11 protein-coding genes and 2 tRNA genes are annotated in these 13050 nt (G+C 39.0%); 9 read left to right on the forward strand and 4 right to left on the reverse strand.

Features of this window, described 5'->3' with window-relative positions:
- The first annotated feature begins 197 nt into the window (after window positions 1–197).
- Window positions 198–2570: a hypothetical protein gene (locus MQE36_RS01645; protein WP_242937465.1), complete on the forward strand. Its 2373-nt coding sequence runs from the start codon at window positions 198–200 to the stop codon at window positions 2568–2570.
- 146 nt (window positions 2571–2716) lie between these two features.
- On the opposite strand, the gene rpsT is transcribed toward MQE36_RS01645, so the two are convergent.
- From rpsT to proS, 4 genes are all read right to left on the reverse strand, one after another.
- Window positions 2717–2971: a 30S ribosomal protein S20 gene (gene rpsT / locus MQE36_RS01650; RefSeq protein WP_242937466.1), complete on the reverse strand. Its 255-nt coding sequence runs from the start codon at window positions 2969–2971 to the stop codon at window positions 2717–2719.
- A 76-nt stretch (window positions 2972–3047) separates the two neighbouring features.
- Window positions 3048–3119 (reverse strand) — tRNA-Glu (locus tag MQE36_RS01655).
- An 81-nt stretch (window positions 3120–3200) separates the two neighbouring features.
- A tRNA-Glu gene (locus MQE36_RS01660) sits at window positions 3201–3272 on the reverse strand.
- A gap of 80 nt (window positions 3273–3352) precedes the next feature.
- Entirely contained in the window at window positions 3353–4831 is a 1479-nt protein-coding gene (gene proS / locus MQE36_RS01665; RefSeq protein WP_242937467.1) for a proline--tRNA ligase, read from the reverse strand.
- A 97-nt stretch (window positions 4832–4928) separates the two neighbouring features.
- Here proS and MQE36_RS01670 point away from each other — a divergent pair, with 97 nt between their 5' ends.
- The 8 genes from MQE36_RS01670 to bla all read left to right on the forward strand — a co-directional run bounded on the left by MQE36_RS01670 (window position 4929) and on the right by bla (window position 12778).
- A complete protein-coding gene (locus MQE36_RS01670) occupies window positions 4929–6092 on the forward strand; it encodes a hypothetical protein (RefSeq protein ID WP_242937468.1) in 1164 nt (387 codons plus the stop codon).
- Between the two features lie 126 nt (window positions 6093–6218).
- Window positions 6219–7745, forward strand: a complete 1527-nt coding sequence (locus MQE36_RS01675) for an OmpP1/FadL family transporter (RefSeq protein ID WP_242937469.1) — start codon at window positions 6219–6221, stop codon at window positions 7743–7745.
- Window positions 7746–7965: 220 nt separating this feature from the next.
- Window positions 7966–8646 carry a GTP cyclohydrolase I FolE gene (gene folE / locus MQE36_RS01680; RefSeq protein WP_242937470.1) on the forward strand — a complete coding sequence of 227 codons (681 nt, stop codon included), beginning with the start codon at window positions 7966–7968 and terminating at the stop codon, window positions 8644–8646.
- A gap of 150 nt (window positions 8647–8796) precedes the next feature.
- Complete coding sequence (gene cysS, locus MQE36_RS01685) at window positions 8797–10284, forward strand: cysteine--tRNA ligase (protein ID WP_242937471.1); 1488 nt, start codon at window positions 8797–8799, stop codon at window positions 10282–10284.
- A 58-nt stretch (window positions 10285–10342) separates the two neighbouring features.
- Window positions 10343–10588: a membrane protein insertion efficiency factor YidD gene (gene yidD, locus MQE36_RS01690; protein ID WP_242937472.1), complete on the forward strand. Its 246-nt coding sequence runs from the start codon at window positions 10343–10345 to the stop codon at window positions 10586–10588.
- Between the two features lie 85 nt (window positions 10589–10673).
- Window positions 10674–11528, forward strand: a complete 855-nt coding sequence (gene lgt, locus MQE36_RS01695) for a prolipoprotein diacylglyceryl transferase (RefSeq protein WP_242937473.1) — start codon at window positions 10674–10676, stop codon at window positions 11526–11528.
- Window positions 11529–12023, forward strand: coding sequence for a DUF192 domain-containing protein (locus MQE36_RS01700; protein ID WP_242937474.1), 495 nt, complete (start codon window positions 11529–11531; stop codon window positions 12021–12023).
- Between the two features lie 17 nt (window positions 12024–12040).
- Complete coding sequence (gene bla / locus MQE36_RS01705; protein ID WP_242937475.1) at window positions 12041–12778, forward strand: subclass B1 metallo-beta-lactamase; 738 nt, start codon at window positions 12041–12043, stop codon at window positions 12776–12778.
- Window positions 12779–13050 lie beyond the last annotated feature (272 nt).

A 13050-nucleotide genomic window follows, 5' to 3' on the forward strand; every position in this document is an offset into this window, starting at 1 on the left:
ATAAAAAGGTAAAAATGAAATAATCCCTCAAAGTCAGGAGATTTTGCGGAGCGGGACAAAAAGGAAGGAAATAAACAATAATAAAAAAGACCAATGTAATAATTCAACAATAAACGAAATGAACATAAAACCACGCATCAACGTTGTAACATCAAATAAAAAAAGAGCATAATCCAATTCTGCTACATCACTTAGCCTTGAAACAAAATCTACTATTCATATTATTTTTTGTTACGGTTTTCTTTGCCCGTGCCCAAAGTATAGATCTCGAAACATTTGGCAAAGAAAAACCAATACAGGTCAATGGTTATGTTTCTACTAACGGAGTATATTACAATTCGAACCAAAACAATGCCCGTGAACCTTTTACGTATTTTTTACAAGGAGGCATAAATCTAAAATTATATAGTTTCTCTGTTCCCATAAGTTATAGCTTTACCAATCAGGGTAAAAAATTCAATTACCAATTGCCGTTCAACTTCAACAGGTTAAGCCTCCACCCTACCTATAAATGGATATCAGTACATATTGGAGATGTGTCCATGACCTTTTCGCCTTACACACTTAGCGGTCATCAATTTACCGGTGGTGGCATAGACCTTAGCCCTAAGGGTAAGTTCAAGATCAGTGCAATGTACGGACGTCTCTTAAAAGCCACGGAAGATGACGGCAATCCGCAAACCATTCCGGCTTTTAAGCGTATGGGCATGGGATTTAAAACCGCTTATACCGACCGCAAATACAGTATCGAATTCATTACATTTTATGCAAAGGACCAAATCAACTCCATAGCCGTGGTTCCGGAAGACAAAGGGGTAATTCCGAAAGAAAACCTGGTACTCAGTATGGGCGGCTCCTATAAACTCAGTAATAGTCTGGATATTTCAGCTACTTATGCAGCTACTGCCATTACACAAGATTTACGGGCCCAAGAAGTTGAGCGTCCGAATAAAAATATTGCCGGTTTGCTATTCAACAACAGGGCATCTACTGAATATTACAAAGCTTTAAAAGCCGGTTTGAACTATCGTATCGACCAGTCCAGTATCGGCCTTGCATACGAACGAATTGATCCCGGATACCAGACTCTTGGAGCTTACTTTTTCAATAATGATTTTGAAAATATTACCCTGAACGCTGCTACAGTGGTGTTTAATAATAAAGTAAATCTCGCTTTTAATATCGGATATCAACGAGACGACCTCAACAATCAAAAAGACAATGCCACCAATAGAATGGTCGGAGCCGTTAATGCTTCAGCTGCTATCAATGACCGTTTAAGCATTACCGGATCATATTCCAACTTTACGACCTATACAAATATAAAAGTGAACCAATTCGATCATATTAACGACGATAACCTTTTAGATAACGACCTGGACACATTAGATTATAAACAGCTTTCCCAAAATGCAAATCTTGGCATCAGTTATATCTTGTCTAAAAAAGAAAAACTGCAGCAAGTGATCAATATGAATTACAATGTAAGTGATGTAGCAAATGAACAAAACGGAATAGTACGTGTTGGCGACGCTTCTATTTTTCATAATATGAATTTGGCCTATACAGCCACCCTACCCAAACAACAACTAAATATAACAACGGCATTAAACGGTACATACAACACTATCGGTACCGAAAATGCCACTACCTGGGGGCCAACATTAGGGATCAATAAACGTTTTTTTGAAAATAGGCTGAGTACCGGCCTTTCATCATCATATAACGTAACCAATAACAAAACCGGCAACATATCCATTGCCAACATAAGGGTCAATGCTTCTTATATTCTATTAAAACAACACAATTTCAACTTAAGTGTAATACAACTGTTCAGAAGTTCTGTTCAGCCAGACACCGATGGTTTAAAGGAACTTACCGCCACACTGGGCTATAATTATACCTTTAATCTACCCCCTAAAATTAAAATAGAACGCAAACCCAAAATATTCAGTTTTTCTTACAGGGATCATTATTTTGAAGGTGAACACGAAACCATAACACCCGAAGTACTTGCCGTTGCCAACCAACCTATATTTAACGGCATTCTCAAGATAAATGGAATTAAAGAGAAATTAGCTTTTTATGAGGACATTATTATCCAGTCTGAAAATAAAAGTGATAAAAATTACCGGTTTGCTGCTTTAGATTATTTGAAGTACCTGTACGATCATAAAGGTTTTTTAGATACCTACAATGACCTGGCATTTAAAAGCTTGAAAAAACTATATCGTGAGGCCGTGGTTTTGGATTATAAAGTTGAAAAAGAATACACTGTACTTCAAGCTAAAGTCAACAGTTCCAAAAACCCTTCTAAAAAGGATCTTAAGGATTTGGGGGTAAAAGAAAAACGATACAAGGCACATCAATGGATGATGCAACGATTATTGGTACTAAGCTTTGAAGACATCCTTAACGACAAAGGGATTCTAAAAACCTTCAAAAACAAGCAAATATCTAAAGTGTTCTCTATGCTCGAAAATGGTAAAACCGATACCGAGGTACAAAATTATTTAGAAGTGCAGTTTGCCGACCTCTATCATAAACAAGGCTTACAACAAAAAAATTAGTCGCGTAGCATATACAAAAAAAGGACCCAACAATGATCCCCATAACATAAGCGCATCTGATATGATTAAACCAAATTACAAATATGAAAACAAAAAACGCCTCACATACGTGAAGCGTTTCGTATTTTTTAAGCGCCTTATTTTAATTACGCCAGACTTTCCACTTTCTTAGTCAAGCTAGATTTTAAGTTACCAGCTTTATTTTTGTGAATAATGTTCTTTTTAGCCAACTTGTCTATCTTACTGATCACACCTGGCAACAACTCTTCTGCAGCTTTTTTATCTTCTGTACCTCTTAATTTTTTAATTAAGTTTCGTACAGTTTTGTGCTGATATTTGTTTCTTAAGCGTACAGCTTCGTTTCTTCTAATTCTCTTTAATGCTGACTTGTGATTTGCCATTTTCTTACACTTTTTATTACAGAGGTAGTAAGTTGTCCACGTATACTACGTTCTAAAATTTTAAAAATAAATCCTGTAGCCCGTAGGGGAATCGAACCCCTGTTTCCAGGATGAAAACCTGGCGTCCTAACCCCTAGACGAACGGGCCATCGTTAATAAAGATAATCATAAATAAAGAACTTCAGTCCTTTTCTTCAGATTTATCAATTTAACTATTTCAGTGAACTTGTAGCCCGTAGGGGAATCGAACCCCTGTTTCCAGGATGAAAACCTGGCGTCCTAACCCCTAGACGAACGGGCCATTATTTTCTCAATTGCGGATGCAAAAATACAACTATTTTTAAACGATGCAATAGCTGAAAATAATTTTTTTAAAAAAAATTAATATGCTTTGGCAAAAAGGGCCCTTCCTTTCGACGGATTCCCGCTATACACACAGGTTCCGGGCTCTTCATCAAAATCTATAGGGATGCAGCGAATAGTTGCTTTTGTAAGCTCTTTTATTTTTTCTTCGGTTTCTGCTGTGCCATCCCAATGCGCAGCTACAAATCCTCCCTTACCATCTATAATCTCTTTAAATTCATCGAAGGTATTTACTTCGGTTATATGGTCTTTTCTGTAATCAAGTGCTTTATTGAATATAGTGTCCTGAATATCTTCCAGCAATCCTTCTATTTTAGCCACCACCTCATCAGCAGGCACTACCTCCTTTTCGAGTGTATCTCTACGGGCCACCTCAAAAGTATTGTTCTCGATATCCCGCTTACCGACAGCCAATCTGACAGGCACTCCTTTCAGCTCGTACTCATTAAACTTCCATCCCGGTTTGTGAGTATCACGATCATCAAACTTAACTGAAATTCCCCTGGTTCTTAGTTCTTTGATAAGTGGCTGCACCTTCTCAGAAATCGCATCTAGCTGATCATCTCCTTTATATATAGGCACGATCACCACCTGGATCGGGGCAAGTTTTGGAGGCAACACCAAACCATTATCATCACTATGGGTCATAATCAGGGCTCCCATCAATCGTGTCGATACCCCCCAAGAAGTAGCCCAAACATAATCTTGCTTACCATCTTTACCGGCATATTTAACATCAAACGCCTTAGCGAAATTTTGTCCTAAGAAATGTGAAGTTCCTGCCTGCAATGCTTTCCCGTCTTGCATCAAAGCCTCTATACAATAAGTTTCCACAGCTCCGGCAAAACGTTCACTTTCAGTCTTCAATCCTTTTATAACGGGTACCGCCATAAATCTTTCTGCAAACTCGGCATACACATCCATCATTTGCTCTGCCTCTTCAACTGCTTCGTCTTTAGTAGCATGTGCCGTGTGTCCTTCTTGCCATAAAAACTCCGCAGTACGCAAAAACAAACGAGTACGCATTTCCCATCGAACCACATTTGCCCATTGATTGATCTTTATAGGAAGATCTCTGTATGACTGTATCCAGTTTTTATAGGTATTCCAGATAATTGCTTCACTGGTAGGCCTCACAATAAGCTCTTCTTCAAGCTTTGCTTCGGGATCTACCATTAACTTCCCTTCTTTATCCGGATCATTCTTTAATCTATAATGAGTAACAATCGCACATTCTTTGGCAAACCCCTCTGCATTTTTTTCTTCAGCTTCAAAAAGGCTTTTAGGAACAAACAGCGGAAAATATGCATTTTCATGCCCGGTTTCCTTGAACATTCTATCGAGCTCAGCCTGCATTTTTTCCCAGATAGCATAACCATATGGCTTGATCACCATGCAGCCCCTAACTCCTGAATTCTCAGCTAAATCAGCCCTGACTACTAGTTCGTTATACCATTTTGAATAATCTTCACTACGTTTCGTTAACTTTTTACTCATATATGGAAGTTTGGCACAAATCTTGCGACTTAGATTAATAAAAGAATAGTTTGGCAAAACTAACTATTTTTGTTATGTTCAACAATAAAAATTTGCAATGATGAGAACGCAGATCACACTAAAAAAACTGAGCTTACACCTTGGGCTTGTCATGGCTGCGTTGTTGCTATATTCATGCGGTTCGTATCAAGAAGCCTCATACTATAACAATGACGGCATTTACGGTTCTTCTTCCCGTTATCAGGAGAAAGAAGAGAACACCAGTTCTAAGAACGAAAATGTGGCCATTACGAATTATGAAAACTATTTTAAACAAACCGGCGAACAGCTGGAATACATCCAGGAACAAAGGGCTGAAAATGAATACTTCACTGATATTAACGGATATACCAGTGCTGACCCTGACGACTCTTTAGATTATTCAGACAACAACCTAACATATAAGTATGCACAAGCTGGTTGGGGAGACGATCCCGACGACATCGTTATAAACGTATACTCTAATAACTGGGGATGGGGATATCCTAACTGGGGATATGGATGGAATAACTATTACTGGGACTGGTACTATCCGTGGGGTGGCTACTGGGAGCCTTATTATGGCGGCTGGTACGGAAGCTGGTCATGGGGATGGGGTCATCATTATTACCCGTACACCCGATATTATCCATATCATCATTATTACAATGGCCGTTATCCTTATTACAATGGACGAACCTATGCCCATAGCGGCACACGAAGAGCCCTAGCAGATACACGAAGAAACAGAGCTACAAATATAAATTCAAGAAATATCAGGAGAAGTGCTTCAGATATAAACTCGAGAAACATAAGAAGAAGTGCTACTTCAAGAGAATACTCCTCTGCCAACAGAAGGAGTGCAGACAGAAGCACGATCAATAGAAGAAGTGTGGATCGCTCTGCAATAAGTACCAGGGGTTACCGAAACTCCTCCCGGGTTGGTGTTGACAGAAGAAGCAGCTCTTCAGACGGATATGTACCGAGCAACAGATCGAGAGTTTATAGAAACAGTGCAAATACAAACCGAAGATCATCCGGAAATTATTCTAACAGATCATCATCCGGGCGCACATACTCTACTACTCCTTCTTCATCCAGGCGTTCGAACAACAGCAGCTACTCACGAAGCAGTTCTTCTTCTTCGAGAAGCAGCGGCAGTGTAAGAAGCAGCAGCGGCAGCTCCAGAAGTAGCGGGAGCACAAGAAGTGGTGGCGGTGGTCGCCGTGGCGGAGGGCGCTAGTAATCAAACCTATATAATCCGATCATTTCATTGTGACATGGGGCTGATTATAAATTCTATACCATTTGATAAAATTATTAACGGAATTTACGTCTGACCCATTTAAAAAATCATAAAAACAAACAGATGAGAAAGATAACAACAATAGTTGCGGTATTTTGTTCCGCATGGGCAGGGCTTGCCCAAAACATAAACGATGTGGCCGATTACGGAGCTACGTCCATAAACGGATCGGCCCGCTATCAGGGTATGAGCGGTGCATTCGGTGCTTTGGGTGGTGATTTGTCTAGCATCAATATCAATCCGGCAGGTTCGGCCGTTTTCAATAACGGGGCTATCACCTTTTCCGGCACGAATTACAACAACAAAAACCTCAGTCGTTATTTTAACAACTATAATAAAAGTAATGAAAACGATTTCAGACTGAATCAGATCGGGGGCGTAATGGTGCTTAACAGTACACAAAAGAATAATAACTGGAACAAAGTATCCCTTGCTTTTAACTACGAATACCTGAATAACGGTGACAACGAATTCTTTTCAAGTGGTATCAGCAATCGATCTATTGATCAATATTTTGTAAATAACGCCAACGGCTTCTACCTGAATGAAATAAGCGCACTTCCCGGCGAAACTATTCCTGATGCCTATTATGAAATAGGATCAGACCCTAACCTGGGCTATCCGGCTCTTCAAGGGTTTTTAGGTTATGAAAGCTATATTGTTAACAGCCTTGATGAGGACAATCCCGATAACACCTCGTACGGAAGTAATGTTACATATTCATCTATAAATCAGGAACACTTCTATAGCAAAAGAAGTTCCGACAGTAAGTTTACTGCCAACCTAGCCACTATGTTTAATGATAACATCTACCTGGGGGCAAACCTGAATTTTTACAATATTGACAGGGAACGCTTCAGTTGGTTATATGAAGACGGATACAACGAAAACAGCAACATACAAAGTGTTTACTTTGAAAACCTGTTAAGAACTTTTGGAAATGCCTTTTCTTTTAATATCGGAGGTATTGCCAAACTCAATGAAACGGTAAGAATCGGATTAAGCTACCAGTCCCCTACCTGGTATAATCTTACCGACGAACTGCAACAGTACATAGAAACCGATGCTTATACAGACAACAACTTAGAATATGTTGTTGTTGACCCGAGGGTTATCTTTGTATTCCCCGATTACGATATTCAAATCCCCTCAAAATATACAGGGAGCCTGGCCATGGTATTCGGTCAGAACGGATTACTTAGTTTTGACTACAGCTATCAGGACATGTCAAAAGCCAAATTAAAACCCGGGAGCGACCCTTATTTTGCAAGCGAGAACAATAAAATCTCTAACAACCTGAAAGCTGTTTCTACCTTCCGTATCGGTGGAGAATACAGAATTGACCGCGTAAGCCTGAGAGGTGGGTACCAATTTGAGGAAAGTCCATATACCAACGAAAATACCATTGGCGATCTTTCCGGCTATTCTCTGGGCATCGGATATAACTTCGGAGCTGCTAAAATTGATGTAGGGTTTAGCCAGTTAGAAAGAGATTACAGCCATCAGTTATACGACACAGGGTTAACAACCACATCCCAAATTGACAGCAAATTGACAAATGTTACTGTTTCTGCAACGATCAACCTGTAAAAAGGACATCAACAGATAAAAAACAACACTCTTAAAAGCCATGAAAACATTGATTTTTATGGCTTTTTCGGCAATTGCGTTAATTAATTACTAAAATAATTTGCAAGGAAACTCAATCACTACCTACTAAGATTATAAATATGTATCTTTGCCAGCACTTTAGAAAAGTAACTGGTTGAAAATTAAGAAAACAGCCCTACAAGGCATTAAACTTTAGTGAATGAAAATAGATAAAGCACTAGAAGAACAGTTTGAAGAGTTTGGAAATGAACATGCTATGTCTTCAGCCGAAACGCCGTTAAGAAATGATGCTTTCGACCTATCAGACAGTGAAAAAATAGAACGTATCGAACAAGACGTTTATAATATAATGGAAACCCTGGGCCTTGACCTTACTGATGACAGCCTGAGAGGAACCCCAAGAAGAGTTGCCAAAATGTTCGTAAAAGAGATTTTCGGCGGTTTGCATCCTGAAAAAAAACCAAGTGCATCTACCTTCGAAAACAAGTACAAGTACGGAGAGATGCTTGTAGAAAAGAATATTACCGTATATTCTACTTGCGAACATCACTTGTTGCCAATTGTCGGCAGAGCCCATGTGGGATATATCTCCAATGGCAAAGTAGTAGGTCTTTCGAAAATGAACCGTATTGTCGATTATTTTGCCAAACGGCCTCAGGTTCAGGAAAGGATGACCATGCAGATTGTACAGGAACTGCAAAAAGTATTAAACACTAAAGATGTTGCTTGTGTCATAGATGCCAAACACCTTTGTGTCAACTCAAGAGGTATCAGGGATATTGAAAGTAGTACTGTAACTGCCGAATTCGGCGGAAAGTTCAAGGATCCTTCTGTACGCAGGGAATTTTTAGATTACATCAAATTAGATACGGAGTTTTAATTTTTATACTTAAATTCACTTCTTGAAAATATGATCCGATAAGACGATAAGAATACGTATTCTTATCGTCTCATTTATTAAATGAAGTTTTTCCTGATCAGTCAATTATTCAAAAAGTCGGCATAAACAAACCGAGTAAACTTATACAAAATGCAGTTATACCAAACTAACGAATTGAAAATATACAATTCCTTATCCGGAAGAAAAGAAACTTTCAGACCTATTAACGACGGTTATGTTGGGATGTATGTTTGTGGTCCGACGGTATATAGCAATGTACATCTAGGTAACGTAAGAACCTTTATGTCTTTCGACATGATTTATCGTTATCTCAAACACCTGGGATACAAAGTACGGTATGTTAGAAATATAACCGATGCCGGGCATCTGGAAAATGATGCTGACGAAGGAGAAGACAGAATTGCCAAAAAGGCCAGGTTAGAACAATTAGAACCGATGGAAGTTGTACAGCGATACACTGTAGACTTTCATAACATCCTCAACAAGTTCAACTTCCTCCCTCCTAGTATTGAACCGACAGCCACCGGACATATCATTGAACAGATCGAAATCATTAAGGATATCATTGATAATGGATTTGCCTACGAAATCAATGGATCTGTATATTTTGATGTTTTAAAATTCAATGAGTCAAACAATTACGGCGAGCTTAGTGGCAGGAAAATAGAAGACCTTATCCACAATACCAGGGAAACGGCCGGACAATCAGACAAAAAGAATCCGCAAGACTTTGCTCTATGGAAAAAAGCAGAACCTCAGCATATCATGCGGTGGCCTTCACCGTGGAGTGACGGATTTCCGGGATGGCATTTAGAGTGTACTGCCATGAGTACCAAATACCTCGGTGAGCATTTTGACATACACGGGGGTGGGATGGATCTGAAATTTCCCCATCATGAATGTGAAATTGCCCAAAACAAGGCAGCAAAGGCGCGGTCTCCGGTTAATTACTGGATGCATGCCAACATGCTTACATTGAATGGCAAGAAAATGGCTAAATCTACCGGTAACAATATTTTGCCTCATGAAATATTTACCGGTGACAACAATATCCTGAGTAAACCTTTTGCTCCATCTGTAGTTCGCTTTTTTATATTACAGGCACATTACAGAAGCATTTTAGATTTTAGTAACGAGGCCTTATCAGCTTCTGAAAAAGGCTTTAACAGACTTATGGAAGCCATACACCTTATAGACGAATTGCCTGTCGGGACTCAAACTGATTTTGATATCCAAGACTGGGTCGGTTCTTGCTACGAGGCCATGAACGACGATTTTAACACACCTATCCTTATTGCAAACCTCTTTGAAGCGGCAAAACATATAAACCTTATAAAAGAAGGAAAAGAACAGATTTCCTCTGAAAACCTTGAACTCTTTAAAGAAAAGATCCATGCCTTCACCTTTGATGTACTGGGACTTGTTGATACGGCGATTGCTGAAGGGAATGATCATGCCGATAAACTTTCGGGAGTGGTCGAATTACTTATTAATTTAAGAGCCGAAGCGAGAGCGAACAAAGATTTTGCCACTTCAGATAAAATCCGCGATGAACTGGCTGCCATGGGTGTCCGGCTTAAAGACGGAAAAGACGGAACTACCTTTACGGTCGGATAAACCAGACCGTAAAGTTTAAAACTTAACACGCCTTCATCAGATGAGGCAATCCCAACACATGTTAAAAAAGATATTAATAGCTCCATTTATCTTTTTAGTCAGGTTTTATCAGGTGGTTATTTCACCGCTGACACCTGCCGCCTGTCGATATTCCCCGACTTGTTCTCAATATACGCTTGAAGCGCTGAAAAAGCACGGCCTTTTTAAAGGAGGGTGGCTGGCTATAAAACGTATTGCCAGTTGTAATCCGTGGGGAGGGAGCGGTTATGACCCTGTTCCTGAAAAAGATAACAAAAGACACTGAACACAAACAAACCCCTTATGTAAAATCGAATCGATTTTCAATTCAAATTACCTATATTTACTACATAAATTGAAATTTGACCTCTATGCATTTTCTTAGTTTTACCTGGAACGCCGATGATGTTTTGTTCCAGATTGGCCCTATAGCAATCCACTATTACAGTTTAATGTTCGTCATCGCTTTTTCATTAGGGTATTATGTCATGAAGAAAATATACAATAATGAAAATGTTCCGTTAGAATATTTAGATACACTATTCATTTATGTAGTAGTTGCTACGTTATTAGGTGCCAGATTAGGAGAAGTGTTTTTCTACAGCTGGGATTATTATAAAGATCATTTAGTTGAGATTTTACTTCCAATACGCGAAGCTGAAGACAAAAGCATATTCGGCCTTATAGAAGGATATGAATTTACCGGATTCAGGGGGCTTGCCAGCCATGGTGCTGCCATAGGGATTATCATAGGGATGTTCCTTTACCGCAGGAAATACCGGTATAAATCTATTATGTGGATCCTGGACCGTGTTGTGATACCTGTAGCAGGCGGAGCTATTTTTGTCCGCCTGGGAAACTTTTTTAACTCGGAGATCGTCGGTAAACCCACCAATTCTGACTTTGGAGTAATCTTTCAAAAACTAGGTGAAGACTTCCCTAGACACCCGGCTCAACTTTATGAATCGTTTGGGTATGTTTTTGTTTTTGCCGTTTTATACTACCTCTACTGGAAAACAGATAAAAAAGATAAGCCCGGATACCTCTTCGGCACCTTTTTAGTATTGTTATGGACAGTCCGCTTCTTTGTAGAGTTTGTAAAAGAAAGCCAGGGAGGTTTTGAGTCAGCTTTAGGGAATACCCTATCTACAGGGCAATGGCTCAGTATTCCTTTTATTGCATTGGGGATCTTTATGATGATGCGGGCCAATAAAAAAATAGTATAAATGAGATTAAAAAGAACGCTATACCTGCTATCAACAACCTTTCTGCTCTCCGGATTGTTTCATCAGTGTAAAAAGAGCAAAGAAAAAAAGATAACTTCTGAAGAGGTTACTTTTACCAAAGAAAGCACATTGCAAATTCACAATGGAGACTCTTTACTGGTTGATCATATTGATATTGAAATAGCTGATAATGAATATGAAAGACAGACCGGGCTCATGTACCGCACTAACATGGAGGAAAAACAAGCCATGCTTTTTATATTTGATAATGAAGAGCCCCGTTTTTTCTACATGAAAAACACACTTATTCCCCTGGATATTATCTACCTTAACAAGAACCTGGAAATCGTAAGTTTTGCTAAAAATGCCAAACCTAAGGATGAGAGCTCCCTGCCTTCTAATGCCGGGGCTCAATTTGTACTGGAAGTAAATGCAGGTTTAGTTGATAAATGGGGATTAAAAGAAGGGAATCGCATCACTTACGAAAAGAAGTAGTAGTATTTTAAAAATCAATGAAAAATTTACCGTTCATTATTTTAATCACACTGCTTTGCTATGGTTGCAAGAGCAATAAACACTCCTATCAGTCTGAAACCTTAGAAATAATACAATTAACTCCTAAGACTTTCATCCACACCTCTTTTCTGGAGACTGACAACTATGGTATAGTGCCCTGTAACGGACTGGTTTTTATCGATCGGGGAGAAGCCATTGTCTTTGATACACCGATCAATAATGCCATTTCAGATGAATTGATCTTTATTATTGAAGAAAAGTTAAAAGCAAAAATTAAAGCTGTTGTACCTACGCACTTTCATGAAGACTGCCTTGGAGGTCTTGAAGCTTTTCACAAGAAAAATATCACATCATATGCCAATCAAACCACTGTCAGCCTCTTAAAAAACAAGTCGCTTGCTGTTCCCAAAGTTGGTTTTAAGGATACAATACAATTTCAAATAGGGAAAGAAGCGGTCTTGTGCCACTTTTTTGGAGAAGGCCATACAAAAGACAACATTGTAGGATATATACCTTCGGAAAAAACACTCTTTGGCGGTTGTCTGATAAAAGCATTAAATTCAGGAAAAGGTAATTTGGATGACGCTAATATTAAAGAGTGGACAAGCACCATTACAAACCTTAAGAACAGCATCCAGCATATTGATCATGTTGTTCCCGGACATGGAAAAAGCGGTGATAAAAACCTCCTTGACTATACAGCAAATATGTTTAGAGAATATGCACCTCATTAAAGCATTGAGTACCTCTAAAAAATCATCACTCCTGACTTCCTGGCCTCAAAAGGCATAAAAACCAACCATCGCCAACCCTCTTCACATTAAACTTGTTTTTTTAAAAAGGGAAGCTTAATTTTATTTCATAATTAACCAAACAAACCTTACATCATGTTATTTTATAGCACTACAGATTTTCACCAATCGGTCGTCCTGAAAAACGCTGTCCCGTTATCAATCGTCCATAAAAGCAAGAAGATTCACAATATTTGCAATATTCACTGCCAATA

Source organism: Zhouia spongiae (genome assembly GCF_022760175.1).
Taxonomy (GTDB): Bacteria; Bacteroidota; Bacteroidia; order Flavobacteriales; family Flavobacteriaceae; genus Zhouia; species Zhouia spongiae.

Coding starts and splice junctions, on each gene's coding strand:
- yidD (WP_242937472.1), top strand. CDS start 10,343: ATGTTAAAAAAGATATTAATAGCTCCATTTATCTTTTTAGTCAGGTTT.
- rpsT (WP_242937466.1), bottom strand. CDS start 2,971: ATGGCAAATCACAAGTCAGCATTAAAGAGAATTAGAAGAAACGAAGCT.
- MQE36_RS01675 (WP_242937469.1), top strand. CDS start 6,219: ATGAGAAAGATAACAACAATAGTTGCGGTATTTTGTTCCGCATGGGCA.
- lgt (WP_242937473.1), top strand. CDS start 10,674: ATGCATTTTCTTAGTTTTACCTGGAACGCCGATGATGTTTTGTTCCAG.
- bla (WP_242937475.1), top strand. CDS start 12,041: ATGAAAAATTTACCGTTCATTATTTTAATCACACTGCTTTGCTATGGT.
- cysS (WP_242937471.1), top strand. CDS start 8,797: ATGCAGTTATACCAAACTAACGAATTGAAAATATACAATTCCTTATCC.
- MQE36_RS01700 (WP_242937474.1), top strand. CDS start 11,529: ATGAGATTAAAAAGAACGCTATACCTGCTATCAACAACCTTTCTGCTC.
- MQE36_RS01670 (WP_242937468.1), top strand. CDS start 4,929: ATGATGAGAACGCAGATCACACTAAAAAAACTGAGCTTACACCTTGGG.
- folE (WP_242937470.1), top strand. CDS start 7,966: ATGAAAATAGATAAAGCACTAGAAGAACAGTTTGAAGAGTTTGGAAAT.
- proS (WP_242937467.1), bottom strand. CDS start 4,831: ATGAGTAAAAAGTTAACGAAACGTAGTGAAGATTATTCAAAATGGTAT.